The sequence below is a fragment of the Chitinophaga sp. genome, from assembly GCF_039596155.1.
In the GTDB taxonomy this organism is placed as follows: Bacteria; Bacteroidota; Bacteroidia; order Chitinophagales; family Chitinophagaceae; genus Chitinophaga.
Window position 1 is genome coordinate 123,437 of sequence record NZ_JBCNKF010000022.1, and the last position, 21,162, is coordinate 144,598.

Sequence of the window (21,162 nt, forward strand, 5' to 3'; positions counted from 1 at the left end):
GCAAAACGCGTTGAAAGTTTAAATAAACGTAGTATGAAAAAACTAATCCTGTCAACATTGTCAGTGCTGCTGTGCCTGTATGGTACCGCACAAAAGAAAACAGCTGACATCATGATCATCCCGGAACCGAAATCACTGCAAAGTGTACCGGGTAGTTTTGTGCTTAATGAGAATGCACTGATTCACTATGAAGGCGCTGCTGCAAAAACCACCGCGGGTTTGCTCAACACTTTCCTGCAAAGCACTTATGGGTTTAAGGTGGAAGTGACTGACAAACCTGTGCCGAAAGTGAAAGCCACCGCCGTGATTGATATCAGGGAAATAACCGGAACACCGGAAGCTTATACACTTTTTGTAAATAATGGTACCATCTTACTGAAAGGTGACGCCGCTGGATTGTTCTACGGTTTACAAACTTTACAACAGTTATTACCCGCCGAAAAAAGTGCTGCGATCCATATACCCGGCGTGGAAATATCCGATGCACCCCGCTTCGCATATCGTGGCCTGATGCTGGATGTAGGCCGTCATTTCTTTCCTCCTGACTATGTGAAGAAGTTTATCGATGTAATGGCACAGTATAAGTTTAACCGCTTCCACTGGCACCTCACCGAAGATCAGGGATGGCGGATAGAGATTAAGAAGTATCCACAGCTGACCAGAATTTCCTCACAGCGCAAAGAAACTGTAGTAGGGCATGCTGCCCGCAGCAATACCTATGATGGCAAACCTTATGGTGGATTTTATACACAAAATGAAATCAGGGATATTGTAAAATATGCTGCAGAAAGACATATCACCATCATCCCTGAAATAGAAATGCCAGGTCACTCACAGGCAGTACTGGCAGCATTTCCCAGCTTTGGTTATGGCAGGCAGTATGAAACCATGACTACCTTCGGCATCTCGAAGGAAGTACTGAACCCTGCCAATGATTCTGTATTTACTTTCCTGCAGGATGTATTGACAGAAGTAATGGACCTTTTTCCCAGTAAGTATATCCATATAGGCGGTGATGAGTGTCCGAAAGACCGCTGGAAAGAATCCCCACAGGTACAGGCATTGATGCAGCGCCTGGGCCTGAAAGACGAACATGCTTTGCAGAGTTATTTCATACAGCGTGTGGAAAAGTTTGTGAACAGCAAGGGCCGTAGCATCATTGGCTGGGACGAAATCCTGGAAGGCGGCTTAGCGCCAAATGCAACGGTGATGAGCTGGCGGGGCGAAGCTGGGGGCATTGCTGCCGCAAAGGAAAAACATGATGTGATCATGTCTCCCAACACATACCTCTACCTGGATTATTATCAAAGTCCGCAAGTGACGGAGCCAAGCAGAATTGGTAATTACCTTTCACTGAATACAGTGTATAATTACGAACCCCTGCCACCTTCGCTGAATGCAGCAGAACAGCAATTCATCAAAGGAGTGCAGGCAAATATCTGGACAGAATATATGCCGGATCAATCCTATGTTGATTACATGACATGGCCCAGGGCGCTGGCATTGTCAGAAGTAGCCTGGTCTCCGGCTGCAAAACGCAACTGGACACGCTTTCAGAAGAAAGCCCCCACAGCCTTGGCAGCAATTGACAGGCAGGGTGTGAACTTCCGGATACCAGAACCCGCACAGCTGAAAGATACCCTGATAGCTACAGCAACGACGACTGTAACACTGACGCCCGGTGTAAAAGGTGCTACTATTTATTACACCGTTGATGGCAGTGGCCCTGCCACTAACAGTAAACGTTACACACAGCCATTCACCCTGAACGTACCTGAACATGGTACAGTGGTATTAAGTTACATAGAAGTAACACCCGGTGGCCGTAAAAGCAATGTATACAGCACTACCTATACCCGTAAGCCTTACCGGGAAGCTGCCAGCGTAAAGCCTGCAAATAATGGATTACGCTTCTCCGCAGTATTTAAAAATGTACCTAAAACGGCGAAAGAACTGAGCGAAAAAGGCGATAGCAGCGGTACTGTCGCTGGTCTGGACCTTCGTCCATTCCTGGCTGCCAGAAAGGATTTCGGTATCACTTATACAGGCTATGTAAAAGTAGATGCAGATGGTATGTATACCTTCAACCTGCTCTCCGATGATGGCGCAGTATTATATATCGATGATGAAGTCGTAGCAGATAATGACGGCGTACATAATACTACTGAGAAAGCAGGCGTGATTGGATTGAAAAAAGGATATCATAAAATCAAAATCCAGTACTTCAATACCGGTGAGATTGGCTGGATAAATGTGCTGTTGTCAAAAGGTGGACAAGCGTTAAATTTGCGCAATAGCCTGTTCAATTAATGTTATTCGACTATCGTCATATTCAGTTACAATACATCACACCAACATGGCTGCCTCATACAATACAGGCAGCCATGTTGCGTTTAGACATGTTACATGGCGCAGTATCCGGCAATAAATGGTTCAAACTGCAACGTAATGTTGCGGCCGCCAAAGCCGCGGGAAAGGATCATATCGTGACATTCGGTGGCGCATATTCTAATCACCTGGCCGCCACAGCAGCGGCCTGCCAGTTATTAGGTATACGCTGTACTGCGATCGTGAGAGGGGAAGCGGCTCCTGTGTTAAGTCATACGCTACAGCTGGCACAACAGCAGGGCATGCAGTTACATTTTGTAACGAGAGCGGAATACAGGGATAAGGAAACTATCGACTGGACAGGCCTGTTTCCGGACGCATATATAGTGCCGGAAGGTGGTCACAATGCAGCAGGTGCTGAAGGTTGTGAAGAAATCCTGTCGATCCGGAATGTCAGCGACTTTACACATATCATTTGTGCTGCAGGAACAGGCACTACGCTGGCTGGTCTGATCAACAGTGCAGCACCGGGGCAGCAGCTGAGGGGATATGTCGTATTGAAAGGGGCTACGTCTATGGCCAATGAAGTGCAGGCGCTTTTGAAAAATAAACAGCTGCCTCACTGGGAATTAGTACATGAGCACCATGGCGGCGGGTATGCAAAGGTGACACCGGCGCTGATCGGGTGCATGAATAGTTTCTATGAGGAGACGACAATTCCCCTCGATGTCGTGTATACAGGTAAACTGGTACAGGGATTTAAAAAAGAGGTGGCAACTGGTGTATTCCCCGCAGGGAGCAGGGTTTTACTCATTCATTCAGGAGGGTTACAGGGAAACCTTTCACTCAAACCAGGCGTATTACACTATTAATTAAAATTTCTTGCTCCCGCTACCCGGTATATTACTATATTAACGAATATTTAAAAAGGCGTTTACTATATTTGAAGCTAATTGTAGTTATAGGAATCAGGAATTTATGAAGCAGTTGTCGCGAATTTTTATTGTCACAGTATTAGCACTATCAGCATTAGTATTTTCAGTACAGGCTCAACAAAAAAATCCTCCGGTATTTCCGGAGTTTTCGGCTCTGATCCAGACAGGCAAAATCCGTCTTGAATTTATTTCGGGCTTTAGAGATGTGAAGTCGATCGGCGTTCAGCGCTCGCTGGACAGTGTTCTGAACTTTAATACCATTGGTTATATCAGTAACCCGGGAGATATCAGGTGTTCCTACGATGATGGCAAACCATTACCCGGCTCTAACTATTACCGGATGTGTATCATTTTCAACAACGGTCGTTACTTCTTTACCAAAGTGGTACTGGCAGTACCAGACTCCTCGATCAATGACCGGGAGAAACTGACCGCTGCCGATGTAAAAGCCGCCATCGCTGCAGCGAAGGCGGCCGGGGTAGCAACGACCACCGCACCGCCCCCCGTAGTGACTGAGAAAGGTAAAACACCGGAGAAGGAGAAAGAAGCGCCTAAAGAAGAGAAGATCGTATGGCATCCTTCCAATTACATCTATACAACAGCAGATGGCAATGTGAACATCAAACTGCCTGATGCACCAAATAAGAAGTACACCGTAAAATTCTTTGAACCGGATGGCACTTTCCTTTTCGACATCAAAGAGGTAAAAGAACCTTTTCTGATCCTTGAAAAAGCTATTTTCCTCCATGCCGGCTGGTTTAACTTTGAGATTGTAGAAGACGGCAAAGTACTGGAAAAGTGGAATGTGTTTATTCCGCTTAGCTATAGAAACTAAACCGGGTTGTCCCGACAATAAGAAGAGCCTGTATCCTCATCAGATACAGGCTCTTCTTATTTTATTTACAGCCAATTATGCGATGACTGCGTCAAAGACTTCGGCAAAATGTTTCAATAGTTTTTCCTTCACTTCTGCCAGCGGTATCTCCCTGCCCAGTTCTTCCTGCATTGCCGCCACCTTCTTGTCTGCTATACCACAGGGAATGATATTACCAAAGTACCCCAGGTCTGTATTGACGTTCAATGCAAAACCGTGCATGGTTATCCAGCGGCTGCAACGTACTCCCATTGCACAGATCTTCCGTGCCTTTGCGGGATCTTCCGGATCCAGCCATACGCCTGTCTCACCGGGAGAGCGTTCTCCCCTGATGCCATAATCTGCCAGTGTGCGGATCACGACTTCTTCCAGTAAACGAAGGTATTTGCCGATATCGGTAAAAAAGTGTTCCAGGTCAAGAATGGGATAACCAACTACCTGGCCCGGGCCATGGTAGGTAATGTCTCCTCCCCTGTTCGTCGGCACAAAAGTAATGCCCTTATCTGCCAGCTCTGCTTCGTCGAGCAGCAGGTTTTCCATATGCCCGCTCTTCCCGAGGGTATATACCGGGGGATGTTCACAAAAGAGAAAATGGTTCTTTGTATCTGCGCCTTCAGCAGGGAGCTCTCCCCGGCCCCTTGCCTGTTTAATCCTTACGTTCTCCTGGAGCAACTGCTCCTGGTAGTCCCAGGCTGGTTGGTATGCAATAACGCCCAGGTCCTGGATATGAATGGTTCTGTTGGTCATAACCCGGCAAAGTTACTGAAATGTTGCCTTCCGGAAATGGAGTTCCGTGTTCAGGGACATTGCCGCTGTAAAGCCCTTGCTGCAACCAATCCAGCCTGTTAAGACAATACTGCTTCAATACTGTCACTGTCAGGGTTTTCCATAAAAAGGCAAACATTGTCACCTTCCTCAGGACCCAACCCGCCAAAGGCGCTTCCATAGCGCTTCTTCAGAGATATTCCGCAGATAACCCGCAGATAACCCGCCTATAACCCGCAGATATTCCGCATTTATAGAGAGGCGGGATATCTGCGGGTTATCACCGGGACATTAACGGAACAGCTGGGTAGCCGGGTTATGGCCACACTATAAAAGCGGCCTAAATGACATACCTTTGCAGAAATTTTTGAAATTCATGACCGAAGATCTGATTGAACTGGACGATGAGCTGGAAAGCGGCGAAGGCAGTGAAGAGCTGTATGAGCGTGTCAGTATTGTTGCAGATAAAGGACAGGAGCCCCTCCGTATCGACAAATTCCTGATGAACCGGGTAGAAGGTGCTACCCGCAATAAAATTCAGCAGGCCTGCGAATCAGGTTGGGTGATCGTCAATGATAAACCTGTTAAGTCCAACTATAAGGTCAAAGCCTTTGACAAGATTGTGGTGATGACCACCAGGAATCCTGAGAATACCGATGTAATTCCGGAACAGATGGACCTGAACATCGTATTTGAGGACGACGATATTATGATCATTAACAAGCAACCAGGGATGGTCGTACATCCGGGTTGTGGTAACTATACCGGTACCCTGGTGAACGGGCTGGCCTGGTACCTGGGTGGACAGACAACCGAGGTGACCGAACCTGAAATTCCCCGTTTCGGCCTGGTACATCGTATTGACAAGAATACCAGTGGCCTCCTCGTTATTGCCAAGTCAGAAAAGGCCATGAACGACCTGGCCAAGCAATTCTTTGATCACTCTGTACAAAGAAGGTATATCGCCCTGGTATGGGGAGATTTTGAAGAAGATGAAGGCACGGTAGAAGCCCATGTGGGTCGCCATCAACGCTTTAGAAAGATTATGGATGCCTATCCTGATGGTGAGTATGGTAAAGATGCCATCACCCACTATAAGGTACTGGAGCGCTTTAACTATGTGACACTCATTGAGTGCCGCCTGGAAACAGGTCGTACCCACCAGATCAGGGTACACATGCAGCATATCGGTCATTCCCTGTTCAACGACGATACTTATGGCGGTGACCGCATCCTGAAAGGCACCGTTTTCAATAAATACAAGCAATTTGTGGATAACTGCTTTGAGCTCATGCCAAGGCATGCCCTCCATGCGCAGACGTTGGGCTTTATTCACCCACGTACCCGCCAGCCAATACATTTTGAAAGTCCAATGCCGGAAGATTTTAAGGCAGTGTTAGAAAAATGGAGGAGATATATCTCTGCCAGACCACTGGAAGATTAGTTGTTGTAAAAAAGGCATCCCGCATAGCGGGATGCCTGAGCAGCAGGAAATGCTGCTTTACTTCTCTCTCGGGATTAAAATTAGGATATTGATATGGTAGGTTTGCTAACCCGATGTTAATAGAACGAAGTTTTTACGTTTCTATTAAAAAAATACCATATATCATGAATTTCTTTTAATTTTATGGCTTACCCATGTCCCAAGCATGAGAAACCTATACCTTATTTTAGTTGTTTTACTCGTTTTATTCGGTTCAACCACCGCGCAGGCGTCTACACCCTTTACCTACAATAGCACCTGCCTGAACGATAGCATTCGTTTTATTATCGCCACAGCTGACCGTGACGGCATTGACTCTGTCAAATGGTATTATGGCGATCCGGCATCCGGTAAATATGATTCTTCCAAAGCGATCAACGGGGTGCACCTTTATAATACCCTCGGCGACTATACCATCACCCTTGTAGCTTACAGGAGCGGTGTGGAAGACATTTCTACCAATACCATCACCGTGGTTGCACCCGTACCGTACGACTTTGGTCCGACCGATTCTACCCTCTGTGAAGGCTCCACCATCACCCTGACCGCTCCTTATGTAGCCGGTGCCTCCTACCTCTGGCAGGATAGCTCCACTGGTCAGAGTATAGTGGTAGATACCATGCAGACATACAAGGTCAAAATCAATGGTTGCCTGGTACCCGATTCCATGAACGTATTCTATACACCGGAGCCGGAAATAGAACTGGGAAATGATGTGATCCTCTGCCTGGGTGAAACCCTCCAACTGGATGCTACCGCCCAGAACTGCACCTTTTCCTGGAATACGGGTGAAACGACACCAGACATCATTGTACATAGTGATACTGCGCGGGCAGCCTTCACCTACATAGTACAAGCCAATGCCAAAGGTTGCGGTATTTTTATAGACAGCATTCGTATTGCATTCGGTGGCACTGAGCACCCATACTCACTGGGTCCGGATACTTTACTTTGCCCGGGCGAAACGGTGACCATCAATGGAGCAACCAGTGGTGCTACAGCTTATTTGTGGAGCACAGGGGCTACTACACCGACTATATCTGCCAGCCGCCCTGCGGACCTTTGGTGTTATGCTACAATCAATAATACCTGCAATGTGATCGACAGCATCCGGGTTCGTTACAATGCGCTCCGCAATGTGAACCTGGGTAATGATACCATTATCTGTAAAGGAGAAAAACTGGTACTCACCGCCGATTTTGGAACCGGTACCTACCGGTGGCAGGATACCAGTAAGCAGGCAACCTACTATGTAACTAAAACTGGCTATTATTATGTACATGCACAAATAGGTCGTTGCGAAAGCAGCGATACCGTACATGTACAGATTGAAGATACCCTACGGGTAAGCCTGGGTAGAGATACTGTACTTTGTAATGGTGAGATCTATACCCTGTATCCAAAAGGTGCAGGTAGTAACTATAAATGGCAGGACAGTAGTACAACGGCATTATACAAAGTGAATACAGCCGGCATCTATGCAGTAGTGGCACAAAATACCTGTGGTACAGCTATTGACTCTGTTGAAGTTGGCTTCAGGGATTGTGAATGCCAGGTGTGGTTGCCGAGTGGCTTTAGTCCGAATGGAGACGGGCAGAATGACCTGTTCCGACCGAGATACCGATGCCCGTTACAGTCCTTCTCAATCAGTGTATACGACAGATGGGGGGCACAGATCTACTATACCACAGATCCCGATATTGGATGGACCGGTACGAAGAATGGGGTCCGCGTGCCAGTTGGAACATATGTGTGGGTGATGGAATATACTGTGCAAAAAACAGGAGAATTTGTGCGAAAGACAGGTGCGATCACGGTGATACATTAGGGAGGCAACTTCATACAATAAAACAAAAAAGCGCCTGTATCTTTTACGGATACAGGCGCTTTTTTTCTGACAATCATTTTCATTCCTGTTGGTGAATGCCCCCCATCATGACTATTCTATTTGGATAGCTGACAGGAACAATTGTCATTTTTATAAGTTGATATTACGGCTGATACATTTCTTTTTCTGTACAGGTAGTAATTGAAAGCATTTTTTACCGGGTAAACTCATGAAACTTTGCTATAAAAATCGCTGTTTCTCTCTTCCTGAAAGGTACATCCCAGGTACCTTCATATGTGACTAAAGTCGGTGTAAGCAGCTCTTGTTTTTTCACCAGTTGCACATTCATCTTCACATTGAAATCAAATACCAGGGTCTTGTAGGAAAGTGAATATTTTCTGTTCACGATATCGAAGGCATCCTTGGTGAAATAGGTGATCAGTTCATTGATCACGATATCATTCTTATCAAAATACCCGAGGTTCTTTTTCGCGGTAGCGGAAAACACCCAGCAGGGTACTCCATTAAAATCTTCGGAAGTAATTGAGAAATCGTAGAGACGCATCACTTCGGGGTCGAAGATCGCGACTTTGCCACCTACGATTGGCACACCTTTGATAGGCTGACCGGGATTGAAGATCAGTTGTTTGAGCTGTGCTTTATGTTTGGCCAGGTTGCCCCTGGAAGGTTCAATTGATTCACCGTTGGCCTTCGCACATACGGTTCCTTTGGTGAAGAAGAAGTTTGCATACAGCTCGGCAGTATAGTACTTGTAATCACCTTTGGAGGTATAGAAGTCGCCGCCTGTTTCTTCGTGCAATACTTTCATGGTACGGCAGGTGCCTTCCATGGTTTGCACGGTCTGGCTTTTCAGGAAAGCGTCTATCTTTCCTTTTTTACCATAGATACGAATATCGTTGTCGGCCGAATAGCCTAATAAATGAAGATTCCGGAATGCCCTGTAAAAGGTAGTATCAGTTTCTACCCTTTTGATGAAGCTATTGACATCAAAGCCCACCCGCTTGGCCTGAACGACGACTTCGTCAAGGTTGACAGTCATCCCCCTATAGTTGGCCGTATCCTGGGCACTTGAAATGTTACTGATGAAAAAAGCAAAAATGAATAACAACAATGATCGCATGCTGCAAATTACGAAATACCGGGGGATTATATCTTACCGGCTACGTACATCTGATCTAAAGTTGGTTCCGGGCTACCACCTTTTTTCTCTAAAGTAACGGCAAACATTTCCGCGTTGTTAACAGATTTCATTTTCTGTATGATTTTCGCGTCGGTGCCTGTTTCAAATACGCCCATGTCTACGGGTTTGCCATCAACGATGGCCCACAGTTGGTATTGCTTATCAGGAGCTGGTTGCGGGAGGTTGTTGACCATCACAAAGACTTCTTTGGAAGTCTGGTTCCAGTATACGGTAGCGAGCGCTGTCGGGAATGGTTTTGTGCCCGGCATCTTCACCGTTTTCATGGAAGGGTCCTGAACGATATGGAGGTTTTCTTCTGCCTGTTCGAGCCTGGTACGGTACGTGTTTGTTTCTGCAGCCAAAGAAGAATTGGACACTGCCAGTGCTTCCAGTTTCTGCTGCGCATCGTTGTAACGTGTGAACAGGTTATAATTCAACAGTGCACTTCCGGCCAGCAAGAGTATGGAGGCAGCAGCTACCCAGCGCCATGCGCTGCTTACGAGTATCTTACGTACGGGCGTTTCAGGTATAGCATCTTCATCGACGTAAGTACCGTTTGCACGTGCAGTTTCTTCGGTATCCAGCTGTGAAAATAATTTCTCTTTTAAGGTGGCAGGAGGTGTGACTGATTGATAGATTATGTATTGCTCCATATCGTGCTGGCAGCTCTGGTATTCTGCAGCAACCTCCGGATACTGTGCCATGGCTGCTTCCAGCTCTTCCCTTTCCTGGGAAGAAGCAAGTCCGCTGACATAGGCTTCAATAATGCCGGATGATATGTAACTTGTTGCACCCACTTCTTAAACTAATTTTAACAGGTTTCTTAATTGAATGATCGCATTTCTCATCCTTGTCTTTACCGTACCCAAAGGGATTTCCAGCACCTTGGAAATTTCTTCCTGGGTGCAACCTTTATAGTACGCCAGATCAATGATGATACGTTGTTCTTTTGTCAGTTTTTCCAGAACCTTGGAGAGTCCGAGATGGTCAACGGAAGGGTGTACGGCCAAATTGCCAGTATATAGATGTACGTCATCTCCGATGTCCTGGATTTTCTGATCCATTTTATGTGCCTTAGAACGAAGTGTATCGATGGCTGTATTACGGGTAATATTCAGCATCCAGGTAAACAAACGACCCTTACTTTCATCGTAACGATCAATGTTTCGCCAGATCTTCATGAATACTTCCTGAAGACAATCACTCGCATTGCTTTCGTCGTTGAGCACTTTCAGCGCCACACCGTACAAGGCCGGAGAGTAACGGTCATACAGGTAACTAAACACCTTCTGGTCTTTAGCTTTTAAGCCCTGAATCAGCTCAGATTCCGTATATGTGAACGCGGATTCCAAAACAGTTAAAGAATTAGTTTAAAAATATCTTTTCACGTGTGCTCCCACATCATAGCCGTAAACGCTACAGAAAAAGTACCCGTGTTCCGGTACAGCTGCGTGTGATTACAAATTAATACAAATAACAATAAATGGTCAAAGGGAATGCAATAATAAAGGAAATATAGCAATTATTGCGGAATAATTGAAAATGAGAGCGTAAGAGAGTTTCTTATATCATCCAGCCACCTTTCCGGCTACAAACATCTGGTCTAGGGTAGGGGTTGGGCTACCACCTTTCTTTTCCAGGGTTACTGCAAATGCCTGTGCGTTGACAACGTCTTTGACTTTTTGCATAGAAGTGGCCTGTTCACCGGTGGAAAACACGCCGGCATCTATACACTTGCCATTGACGATCGCCCACAGCTGGTATTGCATGTCAGGTGGAGGTTCAGGAAGCTTTTGTGCGAGAATAAAGGTAGCTTTTGACTGCGGGTCCCAGCAAATGGTGGCTACATTGCCCTGGTGCCTGGGTGTACCCAGCATTTTAATCCATTTAAAGGCCGGATCTTTCATCAGGGTCAGTTCTTCCTGTGCGCGGTGCAATTGTGCCGAGAGCGTGTCCTTTTCGGCTGCAAAACTGTCCTGGCTACTTTGAAGACTGGCGTATTGACTTTGGGAATCGTTGTATTTGGTATAATAAGCAATGTTCATGACAGCACTGGCTACAAGCAAGGTAAATGCGGCAGCGGCGCCATATTGCCATATTTTTAAAGGAGAGATGGGGGTGCGGGGGGTATAGTCGATTACAGGAATTTCCTCGTCGATTGCAACGGGTTGGGTAACGGGAATAGCCGGCTCTGCTGCGCCTGCATCCTGCTTTAACCTTTCAAGAATTTGCTTTTTCAGATGTACCGGTGGCTTTTGGGCCATCATCATCACGTATTTCTCCAGGTCCTGCTGTGCAGCATCGACAGCCGCCTTTACTTCAGGATGCTGTTGGATCGCCACCTCCATTTCGCGGTTTTCCGCTTCGGAGACTAAACCGATCACATGGTTTTCAATAATACCGGATGATATGTACCGTTGAACATCCACTTGCTTACATCTGTTTTAAAATATTCCGCAATTGTATGATCGCATTACGCATCCTGGTCTTGACCGTACCGAGCGGGATATCCAGTATTTTGGAAATCTCGTCCTGTGTACAACCTTTGTAATAAGCCAGGTCTATAATAACACGTTGTTCCTTGTTCAACTGTTCCACTACTTTGGCCAATCCCAAATGATCAACGGACGGGTATACCGCCAGTTGATCGACTATAAGGGAATTGTTTCCTATTTCCTGAACTTTCTGGCCAAGTTTATGGCCTTTGGAGCGGAGTGTATCGATAGCTGTGTTACGCGCTATATTCACCATCCAGGTGAAAAGGCGGCCTTTATCTGTATCATAGCGGTCTATACCCCTCCAGATCTTGAGAAAGATTTCCTGCAACACATCTCCGGCAAGCGTTTCGTCTACCACTACTTTGAGGGCGATACCATACAATGCCGGTGAATAATGGTCATATAAGTAACCGAAAAACTTTTCGTTCCTGGCTTTTAATCCAGTTACCAGTTCGGCTTCAGTATATGTAAGTGCTGCTCCCAATTATAGTTGATTAGTTTGCAGGCACTAAAATAATAGGGATTTTTAACATTACAAAATTTTCATACATTTTATTTATGAAATATCATTTTGTAATCGACCTTAATCTTTCCTTTGGAGATATCGTCCAGCTTGCTTTTGATCATCCTGCGCTTGAGAGGTTTGAGGTGATCGATGAATAACTTACCATCGATATGGTCGTATTCATGGAATATAACACGTGCTGTAACGCCGGTGAAGGTGTCTTCGTGTGGCTGGAAGTTTTCGTCTACATAGCGGATGGTAACGGTTTCAGGCCGGTATACGTCTTCTCTTACTTTAGGGATGCTGAGGCAACCTTCGTTGTAAGGCCATTCTTCGCCACCGGTAGCTACGATATGTGCGTTGATGAAAACGCGTTTTACACCGGCATCGCCAGGGTACTCGTCTTTTTCATCTTCTTCGAGGTTATTGATGATCTGTTCGCTGTCTATTACGAAAAGGCGGATAGGCCTGTTGATCTGAGGTGCTGCGAGGCCTACACCACTGGACGCGTACATGGTTTCCCACATATTTGCGATCAGTTTGTCTAAGTCTGGGTATTCTGGTGTGATGTCTTCACACATCTTACGGAGTACCGGATGGCCGTAGGCGACGATAGGTAAAATCATTATATATAGATGTATTTTTCAAAATGCAAAGGTACAAAAATGACAAAAAAATAGCTTCTGCCTGCGGCAGAAGCTATTTTTTTGTTCGCCATGGCCGGCGGCCGGCTAAAATTTGGAGCGTAAATACTCCTGTAGTATGATGGTGGCACTGATCTCGTCAACCAGCGCTTTATTTTGCCTGTCCTTTTTCTTCAGCCCGCTATCTATCATGGTCTGAAACGCCATTTTAGAAGTGAACCGCTCGTCTACCTGCTTCAGCGGCATCGCCGGGAAGTTCTTTTTCAGGATCCTCACACACTCTGCCACCAGCGCAGTAGCATCTGTATCGCTCCCATCCAGGTTCTTAGGCTCTCCTATCAGGATCAGTTCTACCTGCTCTGTTTCAAAGTACTTCTTCAGGTAAGGTATCAGGGTTTGCGAGGGAATGGTTGTGAGCCCTGTTGCAATGATCTGCAAAGGATCTGTTACTGCTAACCCCGTTCGCTTTTTACCATAATCGATGGCCAGTATTCTTCCCATTACGCTAAAAATAACATGTCAGCAATTGCAAATATGGCATATACCACGCTGGCAATACCATTTGTGGTCATGAAAGCAATATTTACCCTGCTCAGGTCATTTGGTTTTACCAGCAGGTGCTGAGAGATGAGCATGATAATGAATACCGCTGCGCCTATTGCATACAGCCAATGGAACTGTCCCATCAACCCGATTGTAATAGCCAGTGCTCCAGCTACCACGTGCAGTCCTTCTGAAAAGTGCAGGGCACCTGCTTTTCCTAACCAGGTAGGTACTGAATTCAGGGCCTGAGAACGGTCGAAATCTTCGTCCTGTAGTGAATAGATAATATCAAATCCGGATACCCAGCACAGCACCAGGCAGGACAGCAACACCGGTAATACCGCGAAGTGGCCGGTCACTGAAAGGTACGCACCTATGGGTGCCAGGGACAATCCTAATCCCAGTACCAGGTGGCACAGCGCTGTGAAGCGCTTGGTATAACTATATCCCAGCACCACGATCAACGCGACTGGTGACAGGATAAAGCAGATCATATTGATAAAGTACGTAGTGAAGATAAACAAGGCACAGTTTGCAATAATGAACAGCAGGGCGTTGTTTTTAGTAATGATGCCCGCAGGGATCTCACGTTTAGCGGTACGTGGGTTGATCTTATCGATATCCACATCCAGCCAGCGGTTAAATGCCATGGCAGCACTTCTTGCAAAGACCATACATAACACCACCAGTACAAACAGCTGCCAGCTGAAAGAATACCCTGCCCTGGCGGTGGCAATAAAGAATCCCGTCAGCGCAAATGGCATGGCGAATATGGTGTGGCTGAATTTTACCAGCGAGAGGTATTTATTTACAGTCGTAATCATCTCCTGTTTACTTTTTTAACTTTACAAAGATATCCCAAACTACAATACCTGTGCTAACAGATATGTTCAAAGAGTGTTTCATACCCAGCTGAGGGATTTCTATACATCCATCTACCAGTTTCATGACGGCCGTATCTACCCCGGATACTTCATTCCCAAATACCAGTGCCAGGGGTTCAGTGCCTGCAGGCTGGAACTGGTCCAGCATGATACTGTTCTCTGCCTGTTCGATCGCCAGCACCCGGTAGCCAGCTGTTTTTAAGGCATTGACTGCTTCGGTGGTGGTGGCATAGTATTGCCATTGAACGGTTTCGGTTGCACCCAGGGCTGTTTTCTGAATATCGCGGTGAGGTGGAACAGGCGTATATCCACACAGTACAATCCCCTGAATCAGAAAGGCATCGGCCGTTCTGAATACAGAGCCGACATTGTGCATGCTCCTGACATTGTCCATCACCAGTACCAGTGGTGTTTTTTCGGCGGCCTTAAATTCTTCGATCGTTTTGCGGCCTAATTCGTCCATGCTGAGTTTTCGCATTTTGCAAAAATAAGTCTTTCATAGCAGTAGCTATGTTGAAACATTCGCAAATGTTACCTCTTCCGGCGCCGGCGGGAAATAAAGTACATTTTCTCTATTTTTGCCGAATGGCGAAAAGCAAATCGGAAGAAACCCCACTGATGCAACAGCATAAGGCTATTAAAACCCGTTACCCGGATGCCGTGCTTTTGTTCCGCGTGGGCGATTTTTATGAAACGTTTAATGAAGACGCAGTCATAGCCTCCAAAGTACTGGGGATCGTGCTGACCAAAAGAGCAAATGGTGCTGCCTCTTACGTAGATCTGGCTGGTTTTCCACACCATTCACTGGACACATACCTCCACAAACTGGTAAAAGCAGGGCACCGCGTAGCGGTCTGCGATCAACTGGAAGATCCCAAAACCGTAAAAGGAATTGTAAAACGCGGTGTGACCGAAATGGTGACCCCCGGGGTTGCTGTGAATGATAAGATCCTCGAAAATGCCAACAACAACTTCCTGGCAGCAGTACATCTCCACGACGATGCAGCCGGCGTTGCCTTCCTGGATATTTCCACCGGCGAATTCTTTGTAGCACAGGGTACCATTGAGTATGCTGACAAACTGCTGCAAAGCTTCAAGCCTGCTGAAGTACTCTACGCCAAACAACAACAAAAGAATTTTCGCCAGCATTTTGGCACTAAGTTTTACACCTATACCATGGATGAGTGGATCTTTACTTCCACTTATGCACATGAAACACTCCTCAGGCAGTTCGAGACACATAGCCTGAAAGGCTTTGGAGTAGACGGGCTCACAGATGCCATCATTGCTGCAGGTGCAGCCCTGCATTACCTGCGGGATACGGAACATCCTCACCTGCAACACATTACCAACATCCAGCGCATAGAGCAGGATGACTTCCTGTGGATGGACCGGTTCACCATCCGTAACCTGGAACTGCTGGGTAGCAGTGTAGAAAACGGGCATACCCTGCTCAACACCATCGATACGACAGTAAGCCCTATGGGCGCCCGCCTGCTGAAACGCTGGCTCATATTCCCCCTCCGCGACATTAACCAGATCAACGAAAGACTGGATGTAGTGGAATACTTCATCAAAGAGACGGACCTGGCCAAAAATCTCACCCATCACCTGAAGCAAACAGGTGACCTGGAAAGGCTGGTATCCAAGATCCCTTTGAAGAAGATTAACCCGAGAGAAGTGATGTCACTGGCCAAAGCCCTCCAGCAGGTGTGTGCGGTAAAGACATTGCTGGAGAAAATACCACATCCCTACCTTGCCCAACTGGCGATGACCATGGATGGCTGTAATGAAATTCTCGACAGGATACTCCGTGAAATAACAGAGACGCCGCCTATACTTGTGAGCAAAGGCGAAGTGATACAGATGGGCATTCATACCGAACTGGATAACCTGCGTAAAATTGCACGTTCCGGCAAAGATTACCTGTTACAGATCCAGCAGAAAGAGTCGGAAGCCACCGGTATTCCCAGTCTGAAAATTGCATTCAACAATGTATTTGGCTACTACCTGGAAGTAACCAATGCACATAAAAATAAGGTACCTGACAACTGGATCCGTAAGCAAACGCTGGCGAATGCAGAAAGATATATCACCCCTGAGCTAAAGGAATACGAAGAGAAGATCACTGGTGCGGAAGAAAAGATCCTGGCGCTGGAAGCACAGTTGTTCGAAGAACTGCTGTCTGCTTTACAGCCTTTCATCAGGCCTATTCAGCAGAATGCACAGGTGATGGCGAAACTGGATTGCCTGCTCAGTTTTACAAACAATGCCGTACAGTTTAAATACCGTCGTCCACATATCACCGACGAGTATCACCTGGATATCCGGGAAGGTCGTCATCCGGTAATTGAGAGAGGATTGCCACCGGGCGAAAGTTATGTAGCGAATGATATCAGGCTGGATAAAGAAAGCCAGCAGATCATTATTCTCACAGGTCCTAACATGAGTGGTAAATCCGCCCTGTTACGCCAGACAGCGTTGATCACGCTGATGGCACACATGGGTAGCTTTGTACCGGCAGCAGCGGCAGAGATCGGGCTGACAGATAAGATCTTCACACGTGTGGGAGCTTCTGACAACCTGAGTGGCGGCGAGTCTACGTTCATGGTTGAAATGAACGAAACGGCGAGTATTATTAACAATATCACACCAAGAAGTCTGGTTATCCTGGATGAGATCGGGCGTGGTACCAGTACGTATGATGGTATTTCAATTGCATGGAGTATCGTGGAATACCTGCATGATATGACGTCGGCCAGGCCGAAGACGTTGTTTGCAACACACTACCATGAGTTGAATGAATTGGAAAATAAGCATGCGCGGATTAAGAACTTCCATATTACGAATAAAGAGTCGGGGAACAAGGTGATCTTCCTGCGAAAGCTGGCGCCAGGTGGAAGCAGGCATAGCTTTGGTATTCATGTGGCGCGGATGGCCGGCATGCCGCCAAAGCTGATAGAGCGGGCAAATGAGGTATTGGCTCACCTGGAGGAGAAGCAGATAGACGGGCCTATGCAGGAGCAGGTGAAGAATATCAGCGGGCCTGCACAGAAGGTGCAGCTGAGCATTTTTGATACGCATAGTGATACGTTCAGAACGATCAGGGATATGCTGGAGAATGTGGATATAAACAGGTTGACACCAGTGGAAGCGTTGCTAAAATTAAGTGAGATAAAGCATTTGTTATAGTGCACAAAAAAAGCTTTTACCTGAGGTAAAAGCTTTTTTTGTGCAGGCCTGCGGCCGTTCTGTTAACGGCTTCAATCTTTTTTAAGTGAAATGTTTTCATCTCCATCCTTGTAAGGCAACGTCACCATTATCAGCGTCATCATCTCATCTTTCGTATTCATATTCTCCATAACCAATGCCGGTGGCAAGTTTGGGTTATAAGGATTATTAAGCGTGTTATCGTAAGTCCCTTCCACATGAATAGTAGATCCTTTCGGGATCTTCACCATCTTCGGGAACCAGTAGATCTCCTGCCAGTTAAAATCCCATTCGGGAATATATACCAGTGGAATGGTGTCTTTGTTTGGTTTTACTGCATATGCTTTAAACACCTTTCCCAGCAGGTGCATATGTGGCCATACATACAGCAGCGACTTATCTTCTTCGGTTTTTACATTCAATGTAAAAGTACGTACTACATCAGGAGGCAGATAAAAGAAAGGCTGGATCTGCTTTTGTGAATCACTGCCAGAGCCCAGGTTTTCATTTTTAATCTGCCTGGAAATGGCTGATTTTGTTGTCCAGATCTGTACCCCTGCAATGACCTCTTCTGCTTTACCCAGCGGTGCATAATGCAATGTTAGCAAGATCACTCCCCTCCTGGGCATCACCCAGCCGATATGCTCGGGGTAAGATTCCATAGACGCGCCCGGGATCCACCCGCCAAAGTACATGATCCGCTTACGATAGGGTACAAAGTTTTCATAGTACTTGAGTGATTCTGTTTCATGATCTACATAGTCCGCCGTATTATACAGATCCATGCCTGGCACATCGTCTATCTCATAATTTGCATGGTGAATGACTTTCCGGTTGCTGGTGATAAATTCAATGGCTTCTACATTCATGGAATCTGCCAGTTCGAAAGGTATTTTATAAACGATGTAATGGTCTTTGTTATCGCCTGCCAGGTGATAGCTTTCTTTCATCTTCAGTACCAGATCAGGCTTACGGTGATAGACAGTACCTGCTACAAAGTTGTGGGTATCCTCCTTGTCATCTGCGGTATTGCCTTTAGGCATATCGTGCGTTGCCCAGTTGGCGATCATGGCAATATCTTCGTCGGACAGGCGCCTTACATTAGCATATTGTACATAGTGCGGATCAGGTTTCCAGGGTGGCATATAACGGGCTTCCGTCACCCGTTGTATCATACTGGCTCTTTTGGCAACGTCATCGTAGGTCACCAATGAAAAAGGTGCCGCCTCACCAGTTCTGTGACAAGGTGTACAATTATTGTGAATGATGGGTGCAATGTGTTTGTACCAGGTAATATCCTGTGCCCTCCCCTTTCCGCAAATGAATAACAAGATTAATGTTATTGCAATAACAACACGCATACTTCTAATAATTACTGATCAGACAACCTATCGGTGTGGTCTTTGAAATAGTGGGTACACCTGCCACCAGGTTCTGAATAGACTGGTCCAGGTAGAGCTGTGTTGTTTTTGCACGCTTGGTACCTAAACCGGTGATCCAGTCATCAATTAATCCACGATAATATTCTTTCCCGTCACTTCCTACCAGCAGTGCTTCGGGCGTAACGGTTGCCCTGAGTGAATTGGCCACTTCCTTGTCCGTATCCATGAGAACGGGGAAAGTGAGATTATAATCTTTTACATACGCGCCTACCTGCCCTTTAGTAAAGGTGCGGCCACTGATGATGCCATAGAATTGCACGGTTTTATACTTTTCTGACAGCTTCTGTACAATGGGTGCATAGTTCTTACACAACGGGCATTCAGGTGAGAGAAACAGGTATACAATTACCTTTCCCTGTGGCCTGATGTCATAGGCCTTACCTGTATAATCCTTTAGCCTTTCATTAAAGGCAGTTCCATTTGGACGTCCTATCGACTGCGTGCACAGGCCGGTTATCAGCAGCGATAATAAAAGTAGTTTTGACATAACGGCTCATTGGTTGACAGTAGCAAATTACAATATATCAATTATGTTTTATTATGATATATATCATCGTTTTATTTCCATCTTTTCATCCCCATTTTCGTACGGTAAATAGATCATCACGAGTGTCATCATTTCATCAGTAGATTTCATTTCCCCACTGCTATAAATCAACCGGGGGGGACTGTTTGGATTAGACGGATTTTCCGCCGTATTATCATATGTTCCTTCCACGACGATGGTAGATCCTTTTGGTAGTTTCTTCAATTTCGGGAACCAGTACATTTCCTGCCAGGCCACATTCCAGTCCGGAATAGACACCAGGCGAATGGTATCTTTCTCCGGTGTGATACAGTAGGCCCTGAAGACCTTGCCGATGTAGTGCATATGTGGCCATACGTACAAAATTGACTCATCTTCGGGCACGCCTACTTTCACCCTGAAAGTTTTGACGGCATTGGCAGGAATATAAAAGAACGGATCAATATCTTTTTCTCCCGCGCCGCCAGAGCCAATGCTGGCAGCACGGATGGCTCTTTTTACTTTATTCCTGGTAAAATAGAGCTGTATCCCGCTGATGCTTTTTTCTTCTTTTCCCAGCGGTGCAAAGTGGAGCGTGAGCAGGATGATCCCTCTCTTTGGCATTTTCCAGCCAAGGCCGGGAGGGTATGATTCATGGGATGCGCCGGGAATCCAGCCTCCGTAGTAAACCATGTGCCTGCGGTAGGGAATGTATTGAGCCGTATTTCCATTTCCCTCTTCGGTGAGGTTCACAAAGTCGGCCGTATTATAGAGGTCTTCAGCAGGAACATCGTCAATTTCGTAGTTCGCGTGGTGTATAAGTTTTCGATTATTTGTAATGAAGCGGATGGCTTCTACATTCATGGAATCAGGTAGTTCAAACGGGATTTTGAAAACGACGAAGCGTTCTACGTTATCCCCTTTGACGATGAAAGCCTGTTTCATGGTAAGTTCCAGGTCTGGCAGGCGGGAGACTTTGGAGGTAACGATGGTGTCTGGCCGATCTTTATCATTTTTGCCGATGGGCATCTTATGATCGGCCCAGTCTGCGATCATGGCAATTTCTTCGTCGGAGAGTCGTCTTTCATTCGCATAACTTACATAATGTGGATCTGCTTTCCATGGTGGCATGTACCGGCTTTGGGTGACCCTTTTGACCATAGCGGCGCGTTTGGCAACATCTTCGTAAGTGATCAGCGAGAAGGGACCGGCTTCGTCAGGGCGGTGGCAGGGGGTGCAGTTAGTATGAACGATGGGGGCGATATGCTGGTACCAGGTAATGCGCTGCGCATAGGCAGCGAATGACAATATCGTGGACAGGCATAGGAATAGGAATAGGCGCTTCATACTTATTTACCTAAAATAGATAAATTTTTCTCAAATGTATAATATTTCGACTTTTTTGTAAAAATCGAGTAGGAAGTGAGGGATTAGTTCCCTCACTGTCCTCTCACACCACCGTACGTACCGTTCGGTATACGGCGGTTCCTTAATTTAATTTTCGAGCATTCAGGTAG

The 21,162-nt window shown here is 46.3% G+C and carries 19 protein-coding genes; 6 read left to right on the forward strand and 13 right to left on the reverse strand.

What is annotated here, in order from left to right:
• Positions 1-33: 33 nt before the first annotated feature.
• The 3 genes from ABDW33_RS20920 to ABDW33_RS20930 all read left to right on the forward strand — a co-directional run bounded on the left by ABDW33_RS20920 (position 34) and on the right by ABDW33_RS20930 (position 4,098).
• Complete coding sequence (locus tag ABDW33_RS20920) at positions 34-2,310, forward strand: family 20 glycosylhydrolase (RefSeq protein WP_343692047.1); 2,277 nt, start codon at positions 34-36, stop codon at positions 2,308-2,310.
• On the forward strand, positions 2,310-3,200 hold the full coding sequence (locus tag ABDW33_RS20925; protein ID WP_343692048.1) for a pyridoxal-phosphate dependent enzyme: 891 nt from the start codon (positions 2,310-2,312) through the stop codon (positions 3,198-3,200). Before ABDW33_RS20920 ends, ABDW33_RS20925 begins: the two co-directional genes overlap by 1 nt.
• Before the next feature lie 106 nt (positions 3,201-3,306).
• On the forward strand, positions 3,307-4,098 hold the full coding sequence (locus tag ABDW33_RS20930) for a hypothetical protein (RefSeq protein WP_343692049.1): 792 nt from the start codon (positions 3,307-3,309) through the stop codon (positions 4,096-4,098).
• A 75-nt stretch (positions 4,099-4,173) separates the two neighbouring features.
• On the opposite strand, the gene lipB is transcribed toward ABDW33_RS20930, so the two are convergent.
• Positions 4,174-4,884 (reverse strand): lipoyl(octanoyl) transferase LipB, encoded by a 711-nt coding sequence (lipB, locus tag ABDW33_RS20935; RefSeq protein WP_343692050.1) that lies wholly within the window; start codon positions 4,882-4,884, stop codon positions 4,174-4,176.
• Positions 4,885-5,278: 394 nt separating this feature from the next.
• Here lipB and ABDW33_RS20940 point away from each other — a divergent pair, with 394 nt between their 5' ends.
• Both ABDW33_RS20940 and ABDW33_RS20945 read left to right on the forward strand, forming a co-directional pair.
• A complete protein-coding gene (locus ABDW33_RS20940; protein ID WP_343692051.1) occupies positions 5,279-6,346 on the forward strand; it encodes an RluA family pseudouridine synthase in 1,068 nt (355 codons plus the stop codon).
• A 205-nt stretch (positions 6,347-6,551) separates the two neighbouring features.
• Entirely contained in the window at positions 6,552-8,213 is a 1,662-nt protein-coding gene (locus tag ABDW33_RS20945; protein ID WP_343692052.1) for a gliding motility-associated C-terminal domain-containing protein, read from the forward strand.
• Positions 8,214-8,427: 214 nt separating this feature from the next.
• Here the strand turns inward: ABDW33_RS20945 and ABDW33_RS20950 are convergent, their stop codons facing one another.
• The 9 genes from ABDW33_RS20950 to ABDW33_RS20990 form a co-directional block, all read right to left on the reverse strand.
• A complete protein-coding gene (locus ABDW33_RS20950; RefSeq protein ID WP_343692053.1) occupies positions 8,428-9,354 on the reverse strand; it encodes a hypothetical protein in 927 nt (308 codons plus the stop codon).
• A 26-nt stretch (positions 9,355-9,380) separates the two neighbouring features.
• Positions 9,381-10,211, reverse strand: a complete 831-nt coding sequence (locus ABDW33_RS20955; RefSeq protein WP_343692054.1) for an anti-sigma factor — start codon at positions 10,209-10,211, stop codon at positions 9,381-9,383.
• Positions 10,212-10,214: 3 nt separating this feature from the next.
• Positions 10,215-10,766 carry a sigma-70 family RNA polymerase sigma factor gene (locus ABDW33_RS20960; RefSeq protein WP_146967146.1) on the reverse strand — a complete coding sequence of 184 codons (552 nt, stop codon included), beginning with the start codon at positions 10,764-10,766 and terminating at the stop codon, positions 10,215-10,217.
• A gap of 216 nt (positions 10,767-10,982) precedes the next feature.
• Complete coding sequence (locus ABDW33_RS20965) at positions 10,983-11,843, reverse strand: anti-sigma factor (RefSeq protein ID WP_343692055.1); 861 nt, start codon at positions 11,841-11,843, stop codon at positions 10,983-10,985.
• 4 nt (positions 11,844-11,847) lie between these two features.
• Positions 11,848-12,396 (reverse strand): sigma-70 family RNA polymerase sigma factor, encoded by a 549-nt coding sequence (locus ABDW33_RS20970; protein WP_343692056.1) that lies wholly within the window; start codon positions 12,394-12,396, stop codon positions 11,848-11,850.
• A gap of 68 nt (positions 12,397-12,464) precedes the next feature.
• Complete coding sequence (gene def, locus ABDW33_RS20975) at positions 12,465-13,043, reverse strand: peptide deformylase (RefSeq protein WP_343692057.1); 579 nt, start codon at positions 13,041-13,043, stop codon at positions 12,465-12,467.
• A gap of 105 nt (positions 13,044-13,148) precedes the next feature.
• The gene (gene ruvX / locus ABDW33_RS20980) at positions 13,149-13,562 is read right to left on the reverse strand and encodes a Holliday junction resolvase RuvX (protein ID WP_343692058.1); all 414 of its coding nucleotides are present in this window, start codon (positions 13,560-13,562) and stop codon (positions 13,149-13,151) included.
• On the reverse strand, positions 13,562-14,428 hold the full coding sequence (locus ABDW33_RS20985) for a UbiA-like polyprenyltransferase (protein ID WP_343692059.1): 867 nt from the start codon (positions 14,426-14,428) through the stop codon (positions 13,562-13,564). Before ABDW33_RS20985 ends, ruvX begins: the two co-directional genes overlap by 1 nt.
• Positions 14,429-14,435: 7 nt before the next feature.
• Positions 14,436-14,966, reverse strand: a complete 531-nt coding sequence (locus ABDW33_RS20990) for an RNA methyltransferase (protein ID WP_343692060.1) — start codon at positions 14,964-14,966, stop codon at positions 14,436-14,438.
• A 107-nt stretch (positions 14,967-15,073) separates the two neighbouring features.
• Between ABDW33_RS20990 and mutS the strand changes: the two genes are divergently transcribed.
• On the forward strand, positions 15,074-17,680 hold the full coding sequence (gene mutS / locus ABDW33_RS20995; protein WP_343692061.1) for a DNA mismatch repair protein MutS: 2,607 nt from the start codon (positions 15,074-15,076) through the stop codon (positions 17,678-17,680).
• Positions 17,681-17,751: 71 nt separating this feature from the next.
• Here mutS and ABDW33_RS21000 read toward each other — a convergent pair whose 3' ends face one another.
• The 3 genes from ABDW33_RS21000 to ABDW33_RS21010 all read right to left on the reverse strand — a co-directional run bounded on the left by ABDW33_RS21000 (position 17,752) and on the right by ABDW33_RS21010 (position 20,992).
• Positions 17,752-19,059: a cytochrome c gene (locus tag ABDW33_RS21000; protein ID WP_343692062.1), complete on the reverse strand. Its 1,308-nt coding sequence runs from the start codon at positions 19,057-19,059 to the stop codon at positions 17,752-17,754.
• A gap of 4 nt (positions 19,060-19,063) precedes the next feature.
• Positions 19,064-19,627: a redoxin domain-containing protein gene (locus ABDW33_RS21005; protein ID WP_343692063.1), complete on the reverse strand. Its 564-nt coding sequence runs from the start codon at positions 19,625-19,627 to the stop codon at positions 19,064-19,066.
• A gap of 63 nt (positions 19,628-19,690) precedes the next feature.
• Complete coding sequence (locus ABDW33_RS21010; protein WP_343692064.1) at positions 19,691-20,992, reverse strand: cytochrome c; 1,302 nt, start codon at positions 20,990-20,992, stop codon at positions 19,691-19,693.
• Positions 20,993-21,162: the final 170 nt, after the last annotated feature.

Coding starts and splice junctions, on each gene's coding strand:
- ABDW33_RS20920 (WP_343692047.1), top strand. CDS start 34: ATGAAAAAACTAATCCTGTCAACATTGTCAGTGCTGCTGTGCCTGTAT.
- ABDW33_RS20925 (WP_343692048.1), top strand. CDS start 2,310: ATGTTATTCGACTATCGTCATATTCAGTTACAATACATCACACCAACA.
- ABDW33_RS20930 (WP_343692049.1), top strand. CDS start 3,307: ATGAAGCAGTTGTCGCGAATTTTTATTGTCACAGTATTAGCACTATCA.
- lipB (WP_343692050.1), bottom strand. CDS start 4,884: ATGACCAACAGAACCATTCATATCCAGGACCTGGGCGTTATTGCATAC.
- ABDW33_RS20940 (WP_343692051.1), top strand. CDS start 5,279: ATGACCGAAGATCTGATTGAACTGGACGATGAGCTGGAAAGCGGCGAA.
- ABDW33_RS20945 (WP_343692052.1), top strand. CDS start 6,552: ATGAGAAACCTATACCTTATTTTAGTTGTTTTACTCGTTTTATTCGGT.
- ABDW33_RS20950 (WP_343692053.1), bottom strand. CDS start 9,354: ATGCGATCATTGTTGTTATTCATTTTTGCTTTTTTCATCAGTAACATT.
- def (WP_343692057.1), bottom strand. CDS start 13,043: ATGATTTTACCTATCGTCGCCTACGGCCATCCGGTACTCCGTAAGATG.
- ruvX (WP_343692058.1), bottom strand. CDS start 13,562: ATGGGAAGAATACTGGCCATCGATTATGGTAAAAAGCGAACGGGGTTA.
- ABDW33_RS20985 (WP_343692059.1), bottom strand. CDS start 14,428: ATGATTACGACTGTAAATAAATACCTCTCGCTGGTAAAATTCAGCCAC.
- ABDW33_RS20990 (WP_343692060.1), bottom strand. CDS start 14,966: ATGCGAAAACTCAGCATGGACGAATTAGGCCGCAAAACGATCGAAGAA.
- mutS (WP_343692061.1), top strand. CDS start 15,074: ATGGCGAAAAGCAAATCGGAAGAAACCCCACTGATGCAACAGCATAAG.
- ABDW33_RS21000 (WP_343692062.1), bottom strand. CDS start 19,059: ATGCGTGTTGTTATTGCAATAACATTAATCTTGTTATTCATTTGCGGA.
- ABDW33_RS21005 (WP_343692063.1), bottom strand. CDS start 19,627: ATGTCAAAACTACTTTTATTATCGCTGCTGATAACCGGCCTGTGCACG.
- ABDW33_RS21010 (WP_343692064.1), bottom strand. CDS start 20,992: ATGAAGCGCCTATTCCTATTCCTATGCCTGTCCACGATATTGTCATTC.